Annotated in this window: 27 protein-coding genes; 20 read left to right on the forward strand and 7 right to left on the reverse strand. The window is 34.7% G+C overall.

The features are described from left to right. Nucleotides 1–278 precede the first annotated feature (278 nt). Complete coding sequence (locus MKX31_RS09330; protein WP_064477335.1) at nt 279–1,634, forward strand: hemolysin family protein; 1,356 nt, start codon at nt 279–281, stop codon at nt 1,632–1,634. 132 nt (nt 1,635–1,766) lie between these two features. Then, entirely contained in the window at nt 1,767–3,191 is a 1,425-nt protein-coding gene (locus MKX31_RS09335; protein ID WP_064477334.1) for an aldehyde dehydrogenase family protein, read from the forward strand. 120 nt (nt 3,192–3,311) lie between these two features. On the opposite strand, the gene MKX31_RS09340 is transcribed toward MKX31_RS09335, so the two are convergent. After that, complete coding sequence (locus MKX31_RS09340; RefSeq protein WP_064477333.1) at nt 3,312–3,704, reverse strand: YueI family protein; 393 nt, start codon at nt 3,702–3,704, stop codon at nt 3,312–3,314. A gap of 233 nt (nt 3,705–3,937) precedes the next feature. Here MKX31_RS09340 and MKX31_RS09345 point away from each other — a divergent pair, with 233 nt between their 5' ends. Continuing rightward, on the forward strand, nt 3,938–5,071 hold the full coding sequence (locus MKX31_RS09345; protein WP_081257457.1) for a BA2291 family sporulation histidine kinase: 1,134 nt from the start codon (nt 3,938–3,940) through the stop codon (nt 5,069–5,071). 33 nt (nt 5,072–5,104) lie between these two features. Here the strand turns inward: MKX31_RS09345 and MKX31_RS09350 are convergent, their stop codons facing one another. Beyond that, nucleotides 5,105–5,854 carry a DUF4397 domain-containing protein gene (locus MKX31_RS09350; RefSeq protein WP_064477332.1) on the reverse strand — a complete coding sequence of 250 codons (750 nt, stop codon included), beginning with the start codon at nt 5,852–5,854 and terminating at the stop codon, nt 5,105–5,107. A gap of 1,004 nt (nt 5,855–6,858) precedes the next feature. Here MKX31_RS09350 and MKX31_RS09355 point away from each other — a divergent pair. From MKX31_RS09355 to MKX31_RS09400, 10 genes are all read left to right on the forward strand, one after another. Then, on the forward strand, nt 6,859–8,169 hold the full coding sequence (locus tag MKX31_RS09355) for an aspartate aminotransferase family protein (protein WP_001205889.1): 1,311 nt from the start codon (nt 6,859–6,861) through the stop codon (nt 8,167–8,169). Continuing rightward, nucleotides 8,166–8,864, forward strand: a complete 699-nt coding sequence (atoD, locus tag MKX31_RS09360) for an acetate CoA-transferase subunit alpha (protein ID WP_000208097.1) — start codon at nt 8,166–8,168, stop codon at nt 8,862–8,864. The genes MKX31_RS09355 and atoD overlap by 4 nt, the downstream gene beginning before the upstream one ends. Further along, nucleotides 8,849–9,511, forward strand: coding sequence for a CoA transferase subunit B (locus tag MKX31_RS09365; protein ID WP_064477331.1), 663 nt, complete (start codon nt 8,849–8,851; stop codon nt 9,509–9,511). Before atoD ends, MKX31_RS09365 begins: the two co-directional genes overlap by 16 nt. A 15-nt stretch (nt 9,512–9,526) precedes the next feature. Further along, nucleotides 9,527–10,795, forward strand: coding sequence for a peptidase (locus MKX31_RS09370; protein WP_064477330.1), 1,269 nt, complete (start codon nt 9,527–9,529; stop codon nt 10,793–10,795). Further along, entirely contained in the window at nt 10,792–11,637 is an 846-nt protein-coding gene (gene ablB / locus MKX31_RS09375) for a putative beta-lysine N-acetyltransferase (protein WP_064477329.1), read from the forward strand. The genes MKX31_RS09370 and ablB overlap by 4 nt, the downstream gene beginning before the upstream one ends. Nucleotides 11,638–11,736: 99 nt before the next feature. Continuing rightward, nucleotides 11,737–13,122, forward strand: a complete 1,386-nt coding sequence (rocR, locus tag MKX31_RS09380; RefSeq protein ID WP_087980322.1) for an arginine utilization transcriptional regulator RocR — start codon at nt 11,737–11,739, stop codon at nt 13,120–13,122. Nucleotides 13,123–13,332: 210 nt separating this feature from the next. Then, entirely contained in the window at nt 13,333–14,754 is a 1,422-nt protein-coding gene (ablA, locus tag MKX31_RS09385; protein ID WP_000902134.1) for a lysine 2,3-aminomutase, read from the forward strand. Then, the gene (locus MKX31_RS09390) at nt 14,751–15,023 is read left to right on the forward strand and encodes a YokU family protein (RefSeq protein ID WP_000995761.1); all 273 of its coding nucleotides are present in this window, start codon (nt 14,751–14,753) and stop codon (nt 15,021–15,023) included. Before ablA ends, MKX31_RS09390 begins: the two co-directional genes overlap by 4 nt. Before the next feature lie 72 nt (nt 15,024–15,095). Further along, nucleotides 15,096–15,311 (forward strand): YozE family protein, encoded by a 216-nt coding sequence (locus MKX31_RS09395; RefSeq protein WP_000750728.1) that lies wholly within the window; start codon nt 15,096–15,098, stop codon nt 15,309–15,311. A 189-nt stretch (nt 15,312–15,500) separates the two neighbouring features. Continuing rightward, nucleotides 15,501–16,163 (forward strand): hypothetical protein, encoded by a 663-nt coding sequence (locus MKX31_RS09400; protein WP_000101496.1) that lies wholly within the window; start codon nt 15,501–15,503, stop codon nt 16,161–16,163. Nucleotides 16,164–16,167: 4 nt separating this feature from the next. Here the strand turns inward: MKX31_RS09400 and MKX31_RS09405 are convergent, their stop codons facing one another. Continuing rightward, complete coding sequence (locus tag MKX31_RS09405; RefSeq protein ID WP_000456535.1) at nt 16,168–16,335, reverse strand: DUF3930 family protein; 168 nt, start codon at nt 16,333–16,335, stop codon at nt 16,168–16,170. Nucleotides 16,336–16,485: 150 nt separating this feature from the next. Here MKX31_RS09405 and MKX31_RS09410 point away from each other — a divergent pair, with 150 nt between their 5' ends. The 5 genes from MKX31_RS09410 to MKX31_RS09430 all read left to right on the forward strand — a co-directional run bounded on the left by MKX31_RS09410 (nt 16,486) and on the right by MKX31_RS09430 (nt 19,229). After that, nucleotides 16,486–16,665, forward strand: a complete 180-nt coding sequence (locus tag MKX31_RS09410) for a YozD family protein (protein WP_000658451.1) — start codon at nt 16,486–16,488, stop codon at nt 16,663–16,665. Nucleotides 16,666–16,775: 110 nt separating this feature from the next. Further along, nucleotides 16,776–16,958 carry a hypothetical protein gene (locus MKX31_RS09415; protein WP_000473373.1) on the forward strand — a complete coding sequence of 61 codons (183 nt, stop codon included), beginning with the start codon at nt 16,776–16,778 and terminating at the stop codon, nt 16,956–16,958. Next, complete coding sequence (locus MKX31_RS09420; RefSeq protein ID WP_064477327.1) at nt 16,958–17,779, forward strand: serine/threonine protein kinase; 822 nt, start codon at nt 16,958–16,960, stop codon at nt 17,777–17,779. The genes MKX31_RS09415 and MKX31_RS09420 overlap by 1 nt, the downstream gene beginning before the upstream one ends. Beyond that, a complete protein-coding gene (locus MKX31_RS09425) occupies nt 17,761–18,516 on the forward strand; it encodes a sporulation protein (protein ID WP_340980683.1) in 756 nt (251 codons plus the stop codon). Before MKX31_RS09420 ends, MKX31_RS09425 begins: the two co-directional genes overlap by 19 nt. A 77-nt stretch (nt 18,517–18,593) precedes the next feature. Next, nucleotides 18,594–19,229, forward strand: a complete 636-nt coding sequence (locus MKX31_RS09430) for a phosphatase PAP2 family protein (RefSeq protein WP_064477325.1) — start codon at nt 18,594–18,596, stop codon at nt 19,227–19,229. Here MKX31_RS09430 and MKX31_RS09435 read toward each other — a convergent pair. Continuing rightward, entirely contained in the window at nt 19,219–20,100 is an 882-nt protein-coding gene (locus tag MKX31_RS09435; protein ID WP_000380378.1) for a cation diffusion facilitator family transporter, read from the reverse strand. The genes MKX31_RS09430 and MKX31_RS09435 overlap by 11 nt on opposite strands. Nucleotides 20,101–20,311: 211 nt before the next feature. Between MKX31_RS09435 and MKX31_RS09440 the strand changes: the two genes are divergently transcribed. Then, nucleotides 20,312–20,692 (forward strand): hypothetical protein, encoded by a 381-nt coding sequence (locus MKX31_RS09440; RefSeq protein ID WP_088046811.1) that lies wholly within the window; start codon nt 20,312–20,314, stop codon nt 20,690–20,692. Nucleotides 20,693–20,758: 66 nt separating this feature from the next. On the opposite strand, the gene MKX31_RS09445 is transcribed toward MKX31_RS09440, so the two are convergent. Together MKX31_RS09445 and MKX31_RS29245 are read right to left on the reverse strand one after the other, a co-directional pair. Continuing rightward, nucleotides 20,759–21,073: a thioredoxin family protein gene (locus MKX31_RS09445; RefSeq protein WP_064477323.1), complete on the reverse strand. Its 315-nt coding sequence runs from the start codon at nt 21,071–21,073 to the stop codon at nt 20,759–20,761. 23 nt (nt 21,074–21,096) lie between these two features. After that, nucleotides 21,097–21,249, reverse strand: coding sequence for a hypothetical protein (locus tag MKX31_RS29245; protein ID WP_229135726.1), 153 nt, complete (start codon nt 21,247–21,249; stop codon nt 21,097–21,099). 604 nt (nt 21,250–21,853) lie between these two features. Here MKX31_RS29245 and MKX31_RS09455 point away from each other — a divergent pair. Beyond that, entirely contained in the window at nt 21,854–22,027 is a 174-nt protein-coding gene (locus MKX31_RS09455) for a hypothetical protein (protein ID WP_154131299.1), read from the forward strand. Here the strand turns inward: MKX31_RS09455 and MKX31_RS09460 are convergent. After that, nucleotides 22,006–22,614, reverse strand: a complete 609-nt coding sequence (locus MKX31_RS09460; RefSeq protein ID WP_088046813.1) for a hypothetical protein — start codon at nt 22,612–22,614, stop codon at nt 22,006–22,008. The two genes, MKX31_RS09455 and MKX31_RS09460, sit on opposite strands and share 22 nt — an antisense overlap. Between the last annotated feature and the right edge of the window lie 77 nt (nt 22,615–22,691).

Consider the following 22,691-nt stretch of genomic DNA (forward strand, 5'->3'; position numbering starts at 1 on the left):
AGTGTGGAATCGGCAAAGAAAGTGTTTTTTCACGAAATGAAGCTGTGAAGAATATATCGTTTATATAAAATGTTTTATCTTAAGATTTAGAACTATTTGACTAAGGGAAATGAATTAGATTATCATAATGATAAATATCTTTTTTATGTATGCATATAATATATAAAAAGGTGGTTGCTAATGTAGAATTTTGTTAGAGTATTAGAATGCTTACTTCACTTGAATAAAATTAAGTAGGAGGTGGCTTCCTTGCTTACAATGTAAGTAAGGAGAAGTATTTGGACATATATAGTATAAGTATAGTGATTGTTTTAATTGCCTTAACGGCATTTTTCGTTGCAGCAGAATTTGCAATTGTTAAAGTGCGAAGTTCACGAATTGACTATTTAATTGCAGAAGGAAATAATCGCGCAACATCTGTCAAAACAGTCATTACAAACTTAGACGAATATTTATCTGCTTGTCAGCTAGGAATAACAGTTACAGCTCTGGGGATTGGGTGGTTTGGTAAACCGGCGTTAAAGCAAATGTTTGACACGCTTTTTGCAAATTTGAACATTTCTACTCAACTAGCAGACATGTTTGCTGTAATTTTAGTGTTTTTGTTTATTACATTTTTACATGTTGTAATAGGGGAATTGGCCCCAAAAACATTCGCGATTCAAAAAGCTGAACAAGTGAGTTTGTTTGTTGCTAAACCATTAATTTTCTTTTATCGTATGGCGTTTCCATTTATTTGGCTATTAAATGGATCAGCCCGCATTATTACGAAGTTGTTAGGGCTGAAACCACCGAAAGGGCACGATGAGGTTCATTCAGAAGAAGAATTACGGTTATTAGTTTCAGAAAGTTACAAAAATGGAGAGATTAATCAGTCTGAATATAAATATGTAAATAAAATTTTTGAATTTGATGATCGTATAGCGAAAGAAATAATGGTACCCCGAACTGAGATGCATATTATAAGTAAAGAAATGCCTGCTGAAGAAGCTTTGCAAAAAATGTCTCGGGAAAAATATACGAGATATCCAGTTGTAGATGGGGACAAAGATCACGTAATAGGCTTTGTAAACTTTAAAGATATTTTCACAGATTTTGTGCAGCATAATGCAGTAAGTAATAAGAAAGTAGAGCAATATATTAGGCCAATCATTTTAGTTATCGACTCTATCCCAATACACGACTTATTTTTAAAAATGCAAAAAGAAAGAACACATATTGCTATATTGATAGATGAATATGGTGGTACGTCTGGACTTGTTACAGTTGAAGACATTTTAGAAGAAATAGTGGGAGATATTCAAGATGAGTTTGATACGGATGAACAGCCAGAAATTCAAAAAGTTAGTGAAACGAAAACAATACTAGAGGGAAAAGTGCTTGTTAGTGAAGTGAATACGTTATTAGGTTTAACGATTGATGATAATGGTGTTGATACAATTGGTGGTTGGATTTTAACGAAGAATATAGAAATTGCTGAAGAGGATTTCATTGAAATTGAAAATTATAAGTTTTGTGTAAAAGAATTAGATGGACACTATATAAAGAGATTAGAAGTAACAAAAACTGTAGAATCAATTGTTATTTTAGAAGATGAAAAACAAATTCCATTTCAAGAACAAATTAGTTCGTAGACTCTGCTATATGGCAGGGTTTTTTTGAGCATAATGTTTTTGGCAGAATAAGTGCTATGATACAATGACATAAGTCAGACCTTTCACTAGGTGAAATATTGTTGTAAACATATATTTGGAAGGGGAAGAATTATGAAAAAGCATTTATATATAAATGGAGATTGGAAGCCTGTAAACACTTATAAACCATTATACGCACCATATTCTGAAGAAACGTTAGCGGAAATTGCACAAGGAACGGAAGAAGATGTACAAGAGGCTGTTACTGCTGCAAAAAATGCAATGAAAAAAATGAATACATTATCTGCATATGATCGTGCGACTATTTTAGAGAAGGTTGCACAAAAAATGGATGAAAGAAGAGAAGAATTTGCAGAGATTATTGCAAAAGAGGCTGCAAAACCAATTCGTGCTGCGAGGGGAGAAGTAGATCGTACCGTTCAGACATACAAATTTGCAGCGGAAGAAGCGAAGCGTATATACGGTGAGACACTGCCACTTGATGCAGCACCTGGTGCAGATGGGCGTATTGCATACACAATACGTAAACCGATTGGGGTTATAGGAGCTATTACACCATTTAATTTCCCATTAAATTTAGTGGCGCATAAAGTCGGCCCTGCAATTGCTGCCGGAAACACAGTTGTGTTAAAACCAGCTGATCAAACGCCATTATCGTCTTACGCATTAGTTGAATTATTTGAAGAGGCAGGATTGCCAAAAGGAGCTTTAAATATTATTTCTGGTCCCGGTTCAACTGTAGGTGAGGCGATAGTTACAAATGATGATGTTGCTTCCATTACTTTTACGGGAAGTCCGAAAGTTGGAATTGGAATTAAGGCAAAGGCTGGGTTAAAGCGAGTTACATTGGAACTAGGATCAAATGCTGCTGTAATTATTGATGAAGATGTAGAATTAGCAGATGAATTAATTGAACGTGTAAAATGGGGAGCATTTGTAAACAATGGACAAGTTTGTATTTCGGTACAACGTGTTTTTGTACATGAAAAGAGAATGGATGAATTTCTTTCAAAGCTAAAGAAAGCGATGGAAACAGTTGTTGTTGGGGATCCATTGCTGGAAGAAACGGATGTATCGGCTTTAATTTCGAAAAAAGATGTAGAGCGAATAGAAATGTGGGTGCAAGAAGCTATTAAGGAAGGGGCAGCTGTTTTATACGGTGGTAAGAAACGTGATGCAAGGATTTTTGAACCAACTGTATTAACAAATGTTCCAGAGTATGTATCTGTTCAGTGCCAAGAAGTATTTGGTCCACTCATGACAGTAAATACATTTAAAGAATTTGATGAAGCGATAGAGCAAGTAAATCATTCACGTTACGGCCTACAAGCAGGTGTGTTTACAAATAATTTGTTTAAAGCAATGCGTGCAATTGATGAGCTTGAAGTTGGTGGTGTCATGATAAATGATATTCCAACGTTTAGGGTAGATCATATGCCTTACGGTGGTGTGAAAGAAAGCGGTACGGGGCGTGAAGGAATTAAATATGCAATAGAAGAAATGACAGAAATGAAATTAGTGTGTATTAAAAAATAAAGTAGATTAAGCTTAAACAAAACAATAAAAAACGAGAAGGAAATGTTTACGATTCCATACTCGTTTTTTATTGTTTGTTTTACGTTTTTCAGAACGATTTCATTTAATCAAGTGTACCTTTTATTTCATTTCTTGTTTGAAAATAGCATCTTCTACATAAATTTGTTCTTTGTCAATAGCGGTGCTATGAGATAATACTAAACCGATTGGTGTTTCTATGCCTTTATTTTGAACAATTGTAAAAGGAACATTTTTTTCATTTGCTAATTTAATGTATTTTGATAAATGTGGGTAAGCAATGCCACCATTTAGGAATATTTGTAATGATTGAGAAGAGCGCATGCTACTAGCTACTTCAGAATATACATTACTTTGCATTACTTGACCGATAGTTAAAGCGATTTCTACACGCTCACGTAATGTAGTTAAATACATATTACGTTCTTCTGGTTTGTTCTGCTTTTGGCCGTAAATGCCTTCTTGGAGATAATCTTCCACATTTTTATTTACCATATTTTTCACACCTTTCATTTTCTATTGTACGAAAGAATGAAGCAGGATGCAAAAAAAGTCGCATCGAATGTAAAAAAATTTGAATGAAAGGAAGGAAAATGGAATGTATCAATTTAAACTTTTAATAAAGACATTAAAAATTTTATCAACACATATTAACAAAATGTGACAATAATCTATTAACGAATCGCATTTTTTGTGTTAATATTCAAAATATAAAGGGTATTCGTCGCATGGAAATGGAGGGAATGGGGGTTTTTCCAATCGATAAGGATATTAAAGAAGTATTTTGTTCGCACTTGAAAAACAACAGGCACCAATTCGTTGAGAACTGGAAAAACAAAATGATAATTTCCGATAAAGATCCATATAAACTAGAAGCAGTTCAAAATGGAGAGGATTTATTAGAGTTAATTATCGAACTTACTATGGAAGAAAAAGATATAGATTATCTTCAGCCATTATGCGAGAAAATTGCTATTGAACGTGCAGGGGCAGATGCGAATATTGGAGATTTTGTTTATAATGCAAATGTGGGAAGAAATGAACTTTTCGAAGCGATGTGTGAATTAGATGTTAGCGCACGTGAATTGAAACCGATTATGGCCCAAATACATACTTGTTTTGATAAATTAATTTATTATACTGTTTTAAAATACTCGGAAATTATATCAAAAAATTTAGAGGAAAAACAGCAATATATTAACGAAACACATAAAGAAAGGCTGACGATTTTAGGGCAAATGTCAGCAAGTTTTGTACATGAATTCCGTAACCCACTCACTTCAATTATGGGATTTGTTAAATTATTAAAAGCAGATCATCCAAGTTTATCGTATTTAGATATTATTTCGCATGAATTAGACCAGTTAAATTTTCGTATTTCGCAATTTTTACTCGTATCGAAAAAAGAAATGTGGAATGAATCAGAACGATTTTGGCTTAACGATTTGTTTCAAGATATTATACAGTTCTTATATCCGAGTTTGGTCAATGCAAATGTTTCGATTGAAAAGAATTTACCGTATCAAATTCCACTTGTTGGCTATCGGAGTGAAGTGAGACAAGTATTTTTAAATATATTAATGAACTCAATTGACGCTCTAGAATCAATGAAAGAAGAACGGAAAATTATCATTGATGTATTTGAAGAAGATCAATCGATTCGAATTGTGATAAAAAATAATGGGCCAATGATTCCAGCTGAAAGTGTAGAAACGATTTTTGAACCATTTGTAACTACTAAAAAGTTAGGAACTGGTATTGGATTATTTGTATGTAAACAAATTGTAGAAAAACATAATGGGTCCATCATGTGCCGTTCAGATAACGAATGGACAGAATTTCAAATTGTATTTCAAAAATAAACAGTCTACACCAAATGAATGGTGTAGACTGTTTTAATTTGTAAGTATAACGGCTTCTAATTTAGGATCTTTCGCTGAATAACCTAAAAGTGAAATTGTATATATGATGTTCGGTTCGACTTTGAAATTCGGTATAGTTAGTAAGACGCTGGGATTATCGGCGAGTGAAACTTCAATATCTGCTGTACCAGGACTAACTTCTAAAAAATCTGTTATTTGTTTAAAGAGTACATTTTCAAATAAATGATCTCCACCTTTTAAATCTACATTTACAACAGGGGTATCTGGAGAAAAATGTGCAAAACGCATTTTTGCTTGACCAGCTGGTAAATGTGTATTATCAAGCATAGGTTGTAATTGTAGATGATTGTCACTATTTATTGCAGCAAAAGTATAAGTGTGATTCCCCATTATTGGTACTAAAGCTGAAAAGATGGGAGTTTCATTTCCAACTGGGACAATATCTATACGGTATTTACCTTGCACTAATGTTAAATAGGGACTAAATTGTTTGAAAGAAATATTTTTAATAACCTTTTGCCCGTTTACTAAAATGTCAACCGCAGGTGTATTTGAAGCAGAGTGAAAAAAACGTATGTGTGACGGTAAAGCAGCTTCTTGTGAATCTCTTTTTTCATACGCCTGTACAAGTTTCGTAAGCGCATCGTAATATTTCATATATAGTTCTACATATTTTTTCGGATTATTAAATTGATAGTAACGAGCGAGCTGTTCGTAACGTGCAGCTTCTTGTCCATATTTTTCAATTTCAGATTGAGACATGAACATTCCTCCTTTGTCATCATTAAAACTATATGCTTAACAAGAAAGAAGTTATGCGAGAAAATTGTTTTTTGAAGGAGAAAACTTAAAAATTAATAAAGAGTATTGCTTATGGATAAGTGTATTTTAGGTGAAAGTGCCTTATAATTTTCTAGAGTAAACAGCAATATATCATCTATGTTGGGTGATGATGTACCGATTACAATGTATATTTCGAAATAAAAAACCTTAAGAGCGTATGAAGTAACATATCGAAAACATGTCCAAAAATCCTTAGGAAACTAGGGATTTTTTTAATAATGGGCAAATACACATACAAAGTGATAATTGTCCTACATAAATTATAAAGGAAAGGTAGTTCAAATATAAGGAAAGGAATGAAATATTGGGATGGGGATATCCCAAAAGGAATTATGAATGGCGTTATGGACGATTTTGTGCTTTAGGATGTAGGATGAATTTTGAATTTGTAACATTATTTTTTCTATTTACGTTAGCAAGTGGCAGTATTAACCGATAAAAGAGCGTCGTGCCGAACTGATTAATGTGGTTAATCGGTTCTTTTTTTATTGTATAAAACGGAGGAGAATGTATGTGAAATATTGGTTTCTATAAAAATAATTGCTATGCATTTAGTGGGATTAATTGTCGATATTTGTTTGAAAATATGCAATATAAAGTAGGAGAATAGGAAGGAGTTTAAAGGGAGTTTCGTCGAAGTTTACACAATGTCGGCAATTGAGGGCAGCTGATATTATGTTGAGAAAGTATGTAGTGAAGCGTTTATTTTATATAAAGGAGGGTTATTTGAGCGTATAGATAAGGGTTGGTCTTCGTTTTTAAGTTCTGAATTTTCTGTTTTTCGAATTAATATTTAGCACTCATTTGTATATTTTATAATAGTTTTTTGATAAAATCACTGCTTTCGCAGAGGGTTCTTTTTTATGAAAGAAACGTCAATTTTCTTCATATATATATACAAATTGGAGAAATGGGGGAGCGCTATGCGCGATTACTTAATTAAACCACTTGTTGGTCAGCCGTATCCAATGATTTCACATGGAAAAGGTGTGTATTTGTATGATCAAAACGGAAATAAATATTTTGATGGCTCGTCAGGGGCAATTACGGCAGGTATTGGGCATGGCGTAAAGGAGATTGCAGATGTTATAAAAAAGCAAGCAGAGGAGATTGCTTTCGTTTATAGATCACAGTTTACGAGTGAACCAGCTGAAAAATTAGCGAAGAAATTAAGCGATTTAAGTGTAGGAGATTTGAACTGGAGCTTTTTTGTGAATAGTGGTACGGAAGCAAATGAAACAGCTATGAAAATTGCAATCCAGCATTTTCAAGAGCGAGGTATTCAAGGGAAGCATAAAATTTTGTCACGATGGATGAGTTATCACGGTATTACGATGGGAGCCTTATCAATGTCTGGGCATCCACTGCGCAGACAACGTTTCGTGTCAATTTTAGAAGATTATCCAACTATTCCAGCTCCATATTGTTTTAGATGTCCAGTGCAAAAGGTATATCCAACTTGTCAGCTTGCTTGCGCGACTGAACTAGAAAGATCAATTGAAAGAATTGGTGCAGAACATATCGCAGCTTTTATCGCTGAACCGATTATCGGAGCAGCTGGAGGCGCAGTCGTTCCGCCGAAAGAATATTATAAAGTCATTAAAGATATTTGTAGTCATTACGATATTTTATTTATTGCTGATGAAGTAATGACAGGGCTTGGTCGTACTGGCGCATGGTTTGCGATGGAGCATTGGGGGGTAGAACCGGATATTATGACTCTTGGTAAAGGTTTAGGAGCTGGATATACACCGATGGCAGCGACGATTGTAAGTGACCGTGTTATGGAGCCAATTTTACGTGGATCGCGTTCTGTAATGAGTGGGCATACGTTAAGTGCAAATCCATTATCTGCAGCAACAGCTCTAGCTGTTATTGAATATATGGAGAAACATAATCTACCTGAAAAAACTGCAGAAAAGGGAGAGTATTTAATAAAAGGACTACAGAAAGTTCAGCAACAATCGACAATCATTGCTGATGTGCGCGGAAAAGGGTTGCTGATTGGAGTAGAATTGCAACCGTTTACAAAAGCGTCGGAACTTATTTCGGTTGCAGCTAAAAATGGTCTTCTTTTATACCAAGCTGTTTCAGGGCAAGCAGGAAAAGAAGATAGTGCACTGCTTGTAGCACCGCCGATGACAACTACATATTCCGAGTTAGATGAATTACTTTCGATTTTTGCAAAAAGTGTAGAAGAAATGATGCAAAAAGGAGGGCATAGTATCGCATGACAACTATTACGAATACATTCGATAAATTAAAAGAGATAGAGGAAGTAATTTCTTTGTTCCACGATGATATGACATTAATGTTTGGAGGATTTGGGGGGATCGGATCTCCCCCATCTTTAATACAGGCGATTTTAGAAAAAGGAGTTACAAATTTAAATTTAATAGGAAATGACACGGGATTTCCTGATGTAGGAATCGGTCGTCTTGTTACGAATGAAAGAGTAAAATCATTAATTACTTCACATATTGGTTCAAATCCAAATGCAGGAAGACAGCTCAACGAAGGAAGGTTACAAATCGAGTTTTCTCCTCAAGGAACATTAGCAGAGCGTATTCGCGCTGGTGGTGTAGGACTTGGAGGTGTATTAGTTGATGTAGGTGTTGATACGATTGTAGAAGAGGGAAAACGTACAGTTGAAATGAATGGCAAGACATATTTAGTTGAAACAGCATTAACTGCTGAGGTTGCAATTGTATATGCAAAAAAAGCGGATCCGTTTGGTAATCTTGTGTTTGATAAAAGTGCTCGAAATATGAATCCTCACGTTGCTATGGCAGGGGATATAACAATTGTAGAAGCAGAAGAAATCGTTCCACTTGGAAGTTTAGATCCAGAAGAAATTGTTGTCCCAGGAGTATTTGTAAATTATATCGTACCGTCGGAAGGAGTGAATTGGAAATGGGTATGGGCGTAGAAGTGAGAGATAAGATTGCTAGGCGCGCGGCAAAAGAAATACAAAATGGTATGATTGTAAATTTAGGTATTGGTATACCATCGCTTGTACCGAATCATCTTTCTGACGATATAAACGTTATGTTTCATGCGGAAAATGGAATTGTAGGTATGGGACCTACGCCAAGAAAAGGGAATGAAGACGAAAATTTATGTAATGCAGCAGGTTTACCGACTTCTCTTATTACAGGAGCGAGTTATTTTGATAGTTGCACAGCGTTTGGGATGATTCGAAAAGGTTTATTAGACATAACGATTCTTGGTTCATTACAAGTAAGTGAGAATGGTGATTTAGCGAACTGGATTGTACCAGGAAAACGCGTTCCAGGTATTGGGGGAGCGATGGATTTGGCACAAAAAGCGAAGCGGGTCGTTGTTGTGATGAATCATGTCGATAAATACGGAAATGCAAAAATTGTTTCGGAGTGTACATTACCATTAACTTCAAAGAAATGTGTAGATTTAATTATTACGGATATGGCAGTTATGGAAGTGACGCAGGATGGACTCGTTTTACAAGAATTAATGAGTCCATACACAGTGGAAGATATAAAACAACATACAGAAGCTGATTTTAAAATTGGCTCTAACTTACTAGTAATCGAATGAGGGGAGATGTAATATATGGAGCAATTAAAAAAGAAAATTTGTGATTATATCGAGAGTCATGAAGAGGAAAGCGTAAAATTTTTAAAACGATTAATTCAAGAAAAAAGCGTATCTGGTGATGAAAGTGGTGCGCAGGCAATTGTAATTGAAAAATTACGTGAGCTAGGTTTAGATCTTGATATTTGGGAACCTTCATTTTCTAAAATGAAAGATCATCCTTATTTTGTATCACCGCGTACAAGTTTTTCGGATAGCCCGAACATAGTGGCAACTTTAAAAGGAAGTGGCGACGGGAAATCTATGATATTAAATGGACATATTGATGTCGTACCAGAAGGAGATGTGAATCAGTGGGACCATCACCCTTATAGTGGTGAGCAAATAGGGAATCGTATATATGGTCGTGGAACAACGGATATGAAAGGCGGCAATGTCGCACTGATGCTTGCGATGGAAGCCATTATTGAATCTGGTATTGAATTAAAAGGAGATATTTATTTTCAAAGTGTAATTGAAGAAGAAAGCGGCGGGGCAGGAACATTAGCGACTATATTACGAGGATATAAAGCAGATGGTGTTATTATTCCAGAACCGACAAATATGAAGTTTTTCCCGAAACAACAAGGGTCCATGTGGTTTCGTCTACATGTGAAAGGCAAAGCAGCACACGGTGGAACGCGTTATGAAGGAGTAAGTGCAATTGAAAAAAGTATGTTTGTTGTAGATCATTTGAGAAAATTGGAAGTTAAGAGAAATGACCGAATTACAGACCCGTTATTTAAAGGAATCCCGATTCCAATTCCAATTAATATTGGGAAAATTGAAGGTGGGAGCTGGCCAAGTTCTGTTCCTGATTCGTTAAATTTAGAAGGAAGATGTGGTATTGCGCCGAATGAGACTATAGAGGCAGCAAAAGAAGAGTTTGAGAATTGGATCGCTGAATTAAATGATGTGGACAATTGGTTTGTTGAAAATCCTGTAGAAGTAGAGTGGTTTGGAGCGAGGTGGGTTCCTGGTGAACTAGAAGAAAATCATGAGTTAATTACGACACTAGAGCATAACTTTGTTGAAATCGAAGGGAACAAACCAATTATTGAAGCATCTCCGTGGGGGACTGATGGAGGTTTATTTACACAAATCGCTAACGTACCAACGATAGTATTTGGTCCAGGAGAGACGAAAGTAGCACATTATCCAAACGAATATATAGAAGTTGATAAAATGATAGCTGCCGCAAAAATTATTGCATGTACATTACTAGATTGGTGTGAGGTGAAAAAATGAAATACTATGAATCTTTTAGAGAACAGACGAATGGCTATACAGTAGAAGGCGTTTTAGACTATTTTAATAAACGTATTCGAGTAGACCACTACACAGGAAATATTGAGAGGATTATCCAAACAATTGACGAATTAGCAGAGAAGCATTCTTTCACTAAATGTATTATTAAAGGAAAGGGAGAGCATGTTTCTACATGGCTCTCTTTCGGTTTTTTATTGGAAGCAACAATACCGCATTATTTTCAAGGTCACGATGCATACTTCTTCGTGAAATTTATTAATGATGAAAGGCGAAATAGTATTCATTGGGCTGAGGAAGATACCATTTTAAGCGGTGTTAAAGCAAAAGAAGTAAAGGAAAAAATAGTCCCAGAGAAATTTTTATTAAGAAAAGCGACAGAAGAGGATGCGGAAGAATTAGCAGCTGTCTTTGGAGAAGTATTTGAAGTTTATCCGACGCCTTTAAACGAAGCGAGTTATGTAAAACAAACGATGAAAGAAGACGATACAATATACTATGTGTATGAATTTGAGGGGAAAATAATTAGTACAGCCTCTGCAGAAATGAATATAAAAGAAGGAAATGCAGAATTAACGAATTGTGCTACTTTACCCGAATATCGTAAACATGGGTTTATGAAAAGTTTACTAATTAAGTTAGAAGAAGAACTGCAAGAAAAATCGATTTTCTGCTCCTATACAATTGCTCGATCGCTTTCTTTCGGAATGAATGCGGCTTTTCATCAGTTAGGTTATACGTATACAGGAAGACTGGCGAACAATTGCTACATTTTCGATAAGCTGGAAGATATGAATATATGGGTGAAAGATTTGTCTAAATAGTACGGTATAAAAAATAGAACGGAATCGTCATGCTTATAATCGCATATAGGTATGCCAGAAATTCGGCATGTTATTGCTGGATTTTCGGCAAAAGGGGGGATGACATTGCTAGCAGTTTCGACACAAGAAGTCATTGAAGCGATTTTGGGCAGTATTGATGAGGCTATACACGCAGTAGATGAAAATGGTATTACAATTTTTTATAATACTGTAGCTGCAAAACACGATGGATCAAAAATTGAAAAAGTGTTAGGAAAACATTTGTTAGAAGCGTTTCCTTCTTTATCTAGGGAAACAAGTACGTTAATGAAAGTGTTAGATACAAAAAAACCAATCGTTCATCAAGTTCAGCATTATCAAAATTTAAATGGGGAAGACATTTGTACAGTAAATACGACGTTACCTATTTTTATAGATGGAAATATTGCTGGAGCTGTTGAAATTGCAAAGGACTATTCTACAGTTCAAAAACTTACGGATACAATTGTAGATTTGCAGTCAAAAATAAAGCGGTCATCTAGAAAAAAAGCAATTAAAAAGCATGTTGCATTTGAGACGATCGTGACGGATGATGCTCGATTTAAACAGACGAAAGAATTAGCACAAAAAGTAGCGCCAACTGATGCGAATGTTTTAATATATGGGGAAACAGGAACAGGGAAAGAGTTATTTGTACAAGCGATTCATGAAGATTCTAAACGGAAGAACAAGCCATTTATTGCACAAAACTGCGCAGCTTTGCCAGAGTCGCTATTAGAAAGTTTATTGTTCGGAACGACAAAAGGTAGCTATACCGGGGCAATTGAACGAGCGGGGTTATTTGAACTTGTAGATGGTGGGACATTGTTTTTAGACGAACTGAATTCAATGCCTCTCGATTTACAAGCGAAAATGCTACGTGTGTTAGAAGATGGTGTAATTCGTCGAATTGGTGATAATAAGACGAGAAAAGTAGATGTTCGCGTTATTACCGCAATGAATCAGCCACCAGAAGTATGTTTAAGAGAGAATAAAATTCGTACGGATTTATATTATCGATTAAATGTCTTTTCATTATATATTCCGCCGCTACGTGAAAGAACTGAGGATGTATTATTATTAGCGTCTTATTTTTTGAACGAATATAATAAAAGTTATAAAAAAGGTGTACTTCAAATGGATAAGGAAGCGAAAGAAAGACTACAAGCTTATCAATGGCCTGGCAATGTTCGTGAACTAAAACATACGATCGAACATGCTGTCATTATTGCAGAAGGGGATACACTAACAGCCAATTGTTTACCGCGTACATTTCGGAAAGAGGATCTGCCAAAGAAGAAGAGCATATTGCCACTTAGAGAAGCACTTCATCAAACGGAAAAGGAATTAATAGATCAAGCGTTAATTGAAACGGAAGGGAATATATTACAAGCTGCAAAAATGTTAGGTATCCCTCGCCAAACGCTTCAATATAAATTGAGTAAGTACGACAAAACCGCCGAATAATTGGCGGTTTTTGTGTGTTTGCACCAATAAAAGCGTGTTTACATATATAAAAAGTAATGAATATGATAGTATGTATGGATTTCATACAGTGCTTACAAATATTTTTTTGTTTATGTAATAGCGTTCTCCATACATTTACTTATCAATAATGTAAAGTTGGCATAACTATTGCTTATATAAAGGATGAGCGTATAAAAAGGGGGAATAGCAATGTTACATGATGTATACAAACCAAATCGTCACTGGAAGGATATCGAGTTGTGGAAGGATGTTACTGAAGAGCAATGGAATGACTGGGTTTGGCAATTAACGAATACGATCAAAACTTTGGATGACTTAAAGAAAGTGATTAATTTAATACCTGAAGAAGAAGAAGGCGTTAAAATTTCAACAAAAACGATCCCGTTAAATATTACACCGTACTATGCTTGGCTAATGAATCCTGATGACCCACGCTGTCCGATTCGGATGCAATCTGTACCGATCTCGGAAGAGTTATATAAAACAAAATATGATTTAGAAGATCCGCTTCATGAAGATGAAGATTCACCAGTTCCAGGGCTAACACATCGTTATCCAGACCGCGTATTGTTCTTAGTAACGAATCAATGTTCTATGTATTGTCGTTACTGTACACGACGTCGTTTTAGTGGACAAATTGGAATGGGTGTGCCGAAGAAACAATTAGATGATGCAATTGGTTACATTCGTGATACACCACAAGTACGAGATGTATTAATTTCTGGTGGTGACGGTCTTCTTATTAACGATAAAATTTTAGAATATGTATTAAAAAATTTACGAGAGATTCCGCATGTCGAGATTATTCGTATCGGAACGAGAGCGCCGGTAGTATTCCCGCAGCGTATTACAGAAAACTTATGTAATATTATTAAAAAATACCATCCAGTATGGTTAAATACACATTTCAATACTTCTATTGAAATTACAGAGGAATCGAAAAAAGCATGTGAAATGCTAGCGAATGCTGGTGTTCCAGTTGGAAACCAAGCAGTAATTTTAGCTGGTATTAACGACAGCGTTCCAATTATGAAAAAACTTATGCATGACTTAGTAAAAATCCGTGTACGTCCATACTATATTTATCAATGTGACTTATCTGAAGGTATTGGTCATTTCCGTGCACCAGTATCTAAAGGTCTTGAAATTATTGAAGGTTTACGCGGTCATACATCTGGTTATGCGGTTCCAACATTCGTTGTAGATGCACCAGGAGGCGGCGGGAAAATTGCGCTTCAACCAAACTATTTAATTTCGCAAAGTGCAGATAAAGTTGTACTTCGTAACTTTGAAGGTGTTATTACAACGTATCCAGAGCCAGAGAGTTATATCCCAGGAAGAGCAGAAGGGTACTTTAAAGAAATCTATCCAAACTACGAAGAAAAACGTTCAGATGTTGGTATTGCAGGTCTTATGAGTGATAAGAAATTTAACCTTGTTCCAGACGACTTACAGCGTATGAGCCGTCGTAAAGACTATGAAGATAATGACACTCATGCATCACTAAAAGATAAACGTGATAAGCGTGATCAACTTAAAGATAAAAAGTATCAATCGCAAATGGCTAAATTAGAAGAAAACGACAAAAAAAATGAGGGTGATGCAGTATGAATTGTATGTGGTGTGACAGTACAGAAGCGAAAGAAAGCTTGAATACTGTATATTGGGAATTACCAGATGGTACGAAAGCCATTGAAATCCAAGAGACACCATGCATTTCTTGTTCCTCATGTGGTATGGACTATCAAGCAGATCAAACAGTGAAAGAAATAGAAGATCAATTGTTTCTAATTTATACGAAAGATTTACCAAAACAACTAACATATGAAGAATTAATGGGAAGACCACGTCTATTAAAAAGAAATTATTTCGACTTTTAACCAGCTTTTATGCTGGTTTTTTTCTTTTTTGCCTTGTATAATGTATCCAAGTTAGAAAGGCAGGGAATATTTTTGAAAAAGACATTTTACCACTATATGATGAAGCATCGTGCAGCTTTATTTAGTAATGAAGTATCGAATTTAGCAGAAGCAATGTATGATGATTTAAGCTTTCCAAAGCAATCTGAAGATTATGATGAAATTAGTTCATACTTAGAGTTAAGTGGATTGCTAGAAAGTATGTCTATATTTGATGAAGCTTGGGATTTATACATACAAGAGAGATAAGAACTATATGAAATTTTTGACGTGAAGCTAGTCTATTTGCTAGCTTTTTTTACGTTGTAAATAATTTTTTTATACGGTGATATTTTTTATTGAAAAAATTTATGAATATACGCTTCTGTGATAAGCGTTTTTATGTAGGTTGCATATACTGTTATCAAAATCACGACGTCAAAAAAAGGAGAGATATAGATGGCGAGAAAAAAGCAACCTAAATATAACGTAGGGGACATAGTCGTGATTACGCTATATGGAACCGTTGGTAAAATCACAAATATGAAGGTTTTAGATGGAGTTTACGTTTACGAAGTCAATAATCACGATGGGTTTTACGTAGAGCAAACGTTGCAGCACGTTTCAGAGCAAGATATGAAAAAAGGTGAAACTGAGTGGATTGAATTAAACTATAATTTCACATTTGGTGATCTCGTGCAAGTAACAGGATATGATAAAGATGTGTTTCGTATTGTTGGTTTTCGTACAGAAGTATGGAGATATAAAAATGACGCATGGGAAGATACTATATACGAATTGTCACGAATTACGGATGGTGAATGGTTAGAAGCGGATGAATCAGATTTAACGTTACTTGCTAATGCTCAAACGGCAAATGCAATTTTGAAGAAAATGAAACAAGATAAAGCTGGTATGAATAAATTAGATTTAGGAAAATTAAAGTCAATTAACAACTCAAAAAAAGTGAGTGTTAAGACAAATCGTCAAGAAATCATTGATGGATTACTTGATATTTATAACGATTATCAATTGTTATTCGATACATTTAAAGATGAAGAATACAAAATTGTTATGGATGTTGTTCATAATTATTTAGTTAAATTGACAGAGAAAAAATAGTTAACTAGAAAGAGAGAATGAATTGAACAACAACATATGCAGTATAAGGTATGCCTACAATTATTAAAAAAATAAAAAGCCATTTAATAAGAGAGTCTGCCCATTGATCTTCATGCATGAACTCTTCTTTTGTTTGCCCTACTTCTTGTTCTACCTCATATTGGTACTCCATAATTAAATCCCCCTTTTTGATAGCTTGTACTACCATCGTATGTATCTCGTCCAAAGGATATGACCTATAAAAAAAGAAAAACTATTTTTCTAATCTCATATACATAATTTTGAGATTTTTTCATAAAACAGAAATAAAGGAGTGATGCTCATGAAGGAAATTGAGGTCGTAATTGATACGGAAGAGATTGCGGAGTTTTTTTATGAGCAACTAATTGAAAGAGGATACGTCCCAAAACGAGAAGAAATTGAAGATCTCGCAGATATTACATTCGAGTATTTATTAGAGAAATGTATGATTGATGAAGTTTTTGATGAAGAGGATGAGTGAAAGTAACGGCGGGCTTAACTCGTCGTTTTTTACTCTTTACAAACTTGTCACAACTATAGTCGGAAATTATTGGTATAATTAAAAGAAAATTTTACTCAAGAGGTGAAGGGATGTTCAAAAAAATTATTGATTCTTTATTAGGTAGGAAAAAAAATCGTTCGTATTCTAGTAGTGATTATCGCCATAGAGGTCGCTCTTATTCAAGTAGCGATTATAAACGACGTTCATCTGGTTATGGGCATCAGCATTATAAAAGAAAACGTAAAAGCCGTAGCTTCTTTTCAAGTAGCTGATGAAATGGCGTCGTATACTAGCTTTATTTGATAGACCACTGCGAAAAAATACAATCGTTGCAGAACGTTATAAAATTGAATCAGTAATTGGAATGGGCAGTTATGGGGTTACATATGTCGTTAATGATTTACAAATAAATAGAAATAAAGTCTTAAAACAATTAAGACAAAGTAAACAAAGGTATGAGTCTGGTAGAAAATCATTTGAACAAGAGAAAATGATTTTACAAACATTAAATCATCATGCAATTCCTAGTTTATATGATCATTTCGTATGGGAGAAAAAAAGCTTTTTCGTGATGGAATATATGCCTGGTAAAAATTTCGAAGATTATATTTTCTTAGATGGGCATGCATATACAGAACGTGAAGTTTTAAAAATTTTATATGAAATATTAGAAATTGTATCGGTGTTTCATAGTAAAGGTATTATTCACCGAGATTTACGCATTCCAAACATATTAATGAAAGAAAACCAAATTAGTATTATTGATTTTGGATTAGCTAAATTGAAGGGTGAGGGTGATGAACGAGCTACAGCTTATGAAGGTGAACAAGCTTTGATGCGAGAAGTTCACTTTCGTAGCGATTTTTATGCGCTTGGTCATTTCTCGTTATTTTTATTATATGCAGGCTATGAATCTAATGAAAAACATGAAAAACCATGGTATGACGAATTAACTTTGGAAAATTATAACCGTGAAATGCTTATGCGAATGTTACAAATAAAAACGCCGTACTATGAGAATGTACAAGATTTAAAAAAAGATATAGCTTTTGCTTTAGAAAGGATGGAGGTTCCATGTTTCAAAAGTTTTTAGCAAGTGTTGGTATTGGTAATGCAAAAGTAGATACAGTTCTTGAAAAAGATGAGTATATTGTTGGAGAAGAGATAATAGGGAAGGTTCATATAACTGGTGGTTCAGTTAACCAACAAATTGAAAGCATTTACTTAACGTTATCGACGTCGTATGTACGAGAAGTGGATGATAAAAAAGTAACAGCAACATATGATTTAGAGCGAGTTCGTTTAACAGAACCTTTTTCTGTTGAGCCAAATGAAAAAAAAGAAATTCCATTTTCATTTATAATGCCAGTTGAAACGCCGCTTACACTTGGAATGAAAACAGTTTGGGTGCATACAGGTCTTGATATTAAACGCAGTATAGATCCAAGTGATCGTGATTACATTCAAGTGTTGCCCAATGCACTATTAAATAGTGTGTTAGAGAGTGTAAATCAATTAGGTTTTAAAGCGCGTCATATAGAATGTGAAGAATTACCGTATCGATTACGTAAGCAAGTTCCGTTTGCACAAGAATTTGAGTTTGTTCCTGTTTCCGGAGAGTATTATGGGAAATTAGATGAACTAGAATTATTAATCTTACCAAGCGCTTACGATCGCTTAGAAATTATTATGGAAGTAGACAGAAAATCTCGCGGATTAGCAGGTTTATTTGCAGAGGCGCTTGATCTTGACGAGAAAGTGATTCGCTTTACAGTAACGAATGAAGATATTCCAACAATGCAAGAAAAAATTAACAATTATATTTTTTAATAAACTATGCATAAAAAAGAAATGGAGAGGAAAACTAAAACAACCGCTCCATTTTTTTGCATAGTGAGGTTATGTATGTGAAACGATATCGACATTTATACTTGTTAAGTTTTACGCTACTCATTTGTTTTGTCGTATTATCACTTTCGTATCATACCGCTTGTATTGAGAAATTTGACAATATAGTCGCGCATTTTATTCAAAGCTTTCGAAACGATTACTTGACAGCCTACTTTACTTGGATGTCTTTTATCGGTTCCAAAAGAATATATTTTCCGTTACTCATCATTCTTGTAATGTATTTTCTCGTTAGAAAAAAGTTGCTTAGCGCATTACTTCTAACAATTAATTATTATGGATCTCGTTATTTAAACAGTATGCTTAAACTATGGTACGAACGAGCAAGACCGGATGTAACGCAGCTTGTTACGGCAACTGGATATAGTTTTCCGAGCGGTCATACGATGAATGCTACTGCTTTTTTAGGATTTATTGCATACGTCACAATTACAGAAGAACGTATTACATTGCATAAAAAATTGTTGATTATTTTTATAGCGAGCTTTGTTGTATTATCTATTTCAGTTAGCCGAATATATCTTGGCGTTCACTATCCATCTGACATATTAGCAGGATGGGCAGCTGGCGGTAGCTGGCTCGTTTTATGTGTTATATTTCATAAAGCGTTCATTAAAAAAGAACCTATGTCATAATAGGTTCTTTTTCCATTGGTTCAACATGAATGTGTGCATGGTAAATGCCAAACTTTTTCCGAAGCATAGCCTCGATGTTGTCAGTAATACAATGACTTTCACCAACATCCATACGAGCATCTACCTCGATTGTAATATCAACGTACGTTTGATTCCCGTACATACGCGCGCGAATGTCTACGATGTTTTCCACCCCACCAATATGTTCAATAGCACCAGCGTACTCTTCCATCTTATCTGGATCGATTCCATCCGTTAACATATGAGAAGCTTCTACGAAAATCTCCCATGCAGTTTTACAAATAATAAGGCCGACAATTAAAGCGGCAATAGGGTCTAAAATAGGCATTTGGAACTGCGAACCGACAATACCTACTACTGTACCGATACTTACGAGAGCATCTGATAAATTATCCTTTGCAGCGGCTTCTAATGATTTACTTTTTGTTCGTGCTGCAATCTTTTTCGTATACAAATACACAAAGTACATAACGACAGCAGAAAATAAGGCTACCCATGCAGCAAGTACATTAGGCGCTGCTTGTTTCGGATTAAAAAAAGATTGAATGGCACTAATAACAACTTCTAAACCGACCGTTGCCATAATAAAAGAAGCAACGAGTGATGCAATTTGTTCTGCGCGCGAATGCCCATAAGGATGATCTGGATCACGAGGTTTACGAGAGATTTTTAGACCAATTAATATCGCTAAAGAAGCACCGATATCCGTTAAGTTATTTAAACCGTCAGCACGTAATGCGCTAGAGAGGGTAATATAACTGATGATGATTTTCATAGAGGATAAAAATATGTAGGCCATAATGCTAACAATAGCACCTTTATCAGCTTCTTTATGAGAAAGAGTATCCATTTTAATCACTCACCTTTCTACAAGGAATTTCTTTCTATAAATAGAGTACCAAACAAAACTCGTGTGGGTCTATACAAACATTGTTGACGTTTTTTAGGTTTTTAAGAAGGGGATAACAAAGTTTCGTGAAGGAAAAATATGTTGTAAAGTGCAAAGTTAGAGTGTGAAATTTATTGGGTTTTATTTCCAATTAAAAAGGGAGGGTAAGAGGATGAAAAAACTAATATTGTTCTTACTATGTATTGTTCTTATAATGATTGGTTGTAATTCATCAAATATCGAAAATATGAAGGAACATAATATTTCTAAAGTATCCATATCTACTTTTAATGGCTACGGTGGATTAAATGAAAATTATTTTCTAAACATAGAAGACAAACAAATAATCAATGGAATTAATAATATGTTTAATGGCATGAAAAAACAAAAGAAAAGAGGCGAAACACCACAATACGATATACTAATTACATATGAAAATAGTGATACGAAGGGGATACATTTATACCTCGGAGATGAAGGGGAAAGGAGTGTAATTATGTACATTGGTCATGAAGAAACTGTATACTACACTTCTGAAGAAATGACGAAATAACTACGAAAGATAATTGTGAAAAAAGATTAAAACCCTCTAGAAATTATTTTTCAGAGGGTTTTAATCTTAGTATGCTTCTAAAAACTCAGTAACTTGCTCTTCAGTTTTTGCGTTAGCACTGTGTAAGTGGCCTAGTTTCTCACCATTTTGATATACAAGTAAACTTGGAATACCCATTACTTGATACTCTTCAGCGATACTTGGAAACTCATCTTTGTTAATAGAATACCATCCAAACTTATTGAACTCTTCCATTACATCTCCGATAAAGTTGTCCATACGCACGCAATCTGGGCACCATGTCGTAAAGAACTTAACAACTACTGGTTCCTCACTTGCGATGATATCTTTGAATTCCTGTTCAGATTTGATTTCTTTCATGTTTTGTTTCTCCTTTTTCACTATCAATATTTTTGGTTGTTTAGTTGGTGTATTTGCTGTGAAACGAAAACTTCTAACGAAATTCTAACTAGAGTTTTCTTTCCGAATAATTCGTTTGCAAATTGATCCACCGCAGTTTCTTGAAGTCCTGGTACAACATGGAAGTAATTGTCCAATGTGATACCTACTCTGTTAAGTCCGAAACGTTCGCTTGTGATCTGCGGATATATACCTTAGATACTAGAAAAGAATATTAGGAACCTCACTTTTCTTTATAAGCTTTTTCATGAGCTGTGTCAAACTTATGAATTGTAAGGTTACTATTTTAAGTAGGGTAAATCAAATTGTATTCATGATAGCCATCGCTATAACGTTCTTCTCTCACATATTTTTATGAGATGTTTATGAAGCGACTGAAATGTAATATCGGATAAAACAAGCAATCTCTTTCCGGTACTTAGAGAAGGTAAACGGTGGTTGATCATTACTCATAAATTTTATGAGTAATGATCAACAAGCAGGAAATTCAAAAAAAGATGTAGGGGATGCATATATGATCGTTATAAGAACTTATTCGTGAAGTTGTGAGAGAAGAGATTAGGGCGGCGTTATCAGAATTCCAGTAATAATCACAACCAAATAAAGTAATGTGGGTGAAACAAGCGTGACTAACAAGAGGGGATGTATAGAGTGAAAGAAAAAACATGATGTGGAACGTGAAAGGGATCATAAGAAGATCTTAGGAATTATTTAGCGGTTAAGAAGTCAGGGGGAATTAGGGTGTTGAAATGGGGGAAGAAACAAAAACGCCCACCTTGCATTGTTTGTGAGAAACAAGAAGGTGAGCCTCAATTAAACGAAACGAATTGGATTTGTGAAAATTGTGCCCAAATTACGCATGAACAAGGTATTGAAAGAGATACCTATACCCTTTATATCTTATTCCATAAATAACAAAGCTGGTGGGCTTCTGATTCAAGAGCTATTAAATGATCGTTATTAATAGAGTTATTCGTATACATTTTGTTCTTTTGGATGTTAAGGACAGTATAATTCACATCGTTATATTCATTTGAAAATGTTGATTCGTTTAATAATGTCAGTGTTGAGTTGATGTTATATTTATCAATTCGCTCTTTCTTTCCTTTGAAAAATAGTTTAATAAGATGCGGCTCATCATTTATGAGCAAACCGAGTTCAGGTGATGAGCGGACGATTAAATTATCTGATAACCAATGCGATTTACCTGGATCAAACCAAGAGACGTCTTTGTTTTTAATAAATTTTTTGTACTGCTTTATAACATCAATGTAGTTTTGCTTTTTCTTCTGGTCAACAGTTTGTACTAATGTTTCAAAACATTCAAAAGGTAGTTCGTTTTTATGAAATTTAATAACAGTTTCTCGTAATTGTTTCCAGTAATCAAAAACCGGGTGATATTCAGGTTGAGATTTTAGATTCTTTACAAAATTTGTTTTAGCTGCACTACTTTTCAGTGTGAAGTCTAAAAATTGTGTAAGTCCCACTTTAATTTCCTCCATGTTACACCCCCTTTCCAAACATTACAAATTCGATATTGGATAGGGAAATCCTGCATTTTTAAGGAGATGAACTAGAT

This window comes from Bacillus sp. FSL M8-0063 (genome assembly GCF_038005545.1).
In the GTDB taxonomy this organism is placed as follows: domain Bacteria; phylum Bacillota; class Bacilli; order Bacillales; family Bacillaceae_G; genus Bacillus_A; species Bacillus_A wiedmannii.

Bases quoted from the DNA above. Each gene is read 5' to 3' on its own strand.
- MKX31_RS09335 (WP_064477334.1), top strand. From the start codon at position 1,767: ATGAAAAAGCATTTATATATAAATGGAGATTGGAAGCCTGTAAACACT.
- MKX31_RS09340 (WP_064477333.1), bottom strand. From the start codon at position 3,704: ATGGTAAATAAAAATGTGGAAGATTATCTCCAAGAAGGCATTTACGGC.
- MKX31_RS09345 (WP_081257457.1), top strand. From the start codon at position 3,938: ATGGAAATGGAGGGAATGGGGGTTTTTCCAATCGATAAGGATATTAAA.
- MKX31_RS09350 (WP_064477332.1), bottom strand. From the start codon at position 5,854: ATGTCTCAATCTGAAATTGAAAAATATGGACAAGAAGCTGCACGTTAC.
- MKX31_RS09355 (WP_001205889.1), top strand. From the start codon at position 6,859: ATGCGCGATTACTTAATTAAACCACTTGTTGGTCAGCCGTATCCAATG.
- atoD (WP_000208097.1), top strand. From the start codon at position 8,166: ATGACAACTATTACGAATACATTCGATAAATTAAAAGAGATAGAGGAA.
- MKX31_RS09365 (WP_064477331.1), top strand. From the start codon at position 8,849: ATGGGTATGGGCGTAGAAGTGAGAGATAAGATTGCTAGGCGCGCGGCA.
- MKX31_RS09370 (WP_064477330.1), top strand. From the start codon at position 9,527: ATGGAGCAATTAAAAAAGAAAATTTGTGATTATATCGAGAGTCATGAA.
- ablB (WP_064477329.1), top strand. From the start codon at position 10,792: ATGAAATACTATGAATCTTTTAGAGAACAGACGAATGGCTATACAGTA.
- rocR (WP_087980322.1), top strand. From the start codon at position 11,737: ATGACATTGCTAGCAGTTTCGACACAAGAAGTCATTGAAGCGATTTTG.
- ablA (WP_000902134.1), top strand. From the start codon at position 13,333: ATGTTACATGATGTATACAAACCAAATCGTCACTGGAAGGATATCGAG.
- MKX31_RS09390 (WP_000995761.1), top strand. From the start codon at position 14,751: ATGAATTGTATGTGGTGTGACAGTACAGAAGCGAAAGAAAGCTTGAAT.
- MKX31_RS09400 (WP_000101496.1), top strand. From the start codon at position 15,501: ATGGCGAGAAAAAAGCAACCTAAATATAACGTAGGGGACATAGTCGTG.
- MKX31_RS09405 (WP_000456535.1), bottom strand. From the start codon at position 16,335: ATGGAGTACCAATATGAGGTAGAACAAGAAGTAGGGCAAACAAAAGAA.
- MKX31_RS09410 (WP_000658451.1), top strand. From the start codon at position 16,486: ATGAAGGAAATTGAGGTCGTAATTGATACGGAAGAGATTGCGGAGTTT.
- MKX31_RS09415 (WP_000473373.1), top strand. From the start codon at position 16,776: ATGTTCAAAAAAATTATTGATTCTTTATTAGGTAGGAAAAAAAATCGT.
- MKX31_RS09420 (WP_064477327.1), top strand. From the start codon at position 16,958: ATGAAATGGCGTCGTATACTAGCTTTATTTGATAGACCACTGCGAAAA.
- MKX31_RS09425 (WP_340980683.1), top strand. From the start codon at position 17,761: ATGTTTCAAAAGTTTTTAGCAAGTGTTGGTATTGGTAATGCAAAAGTA.
- MKX31_RS09435 (WP_000380378.1), bottom strand. From the start codon at position 20,100: ATGGATACTCTTTCTCATAAAGAAGCTGATAAAGGTGCTATTGTTAGC.
- MKX31_RS09440 (WP_088046811.1), top strand. From the start codon at position 20,312: ATGAAAAAACTAATATTGTTCTTACTATGTATTGTTCTTATAATGATT.
- MKX31_RS09445 (WP_064477323.1), bottom strand. From the start codon at position 21,073: ATGAAAGAAATCAAATCTGAACAGGAATTCAAAGATATCATCGCAAGT.
- MKX31_RS09460 (WP_088046813.1), bottom strand. From the start codon at position 22,614: ATGGAGGAAATTAAAGTGGGACTTACACAATTTTTAGACTTCACACTG.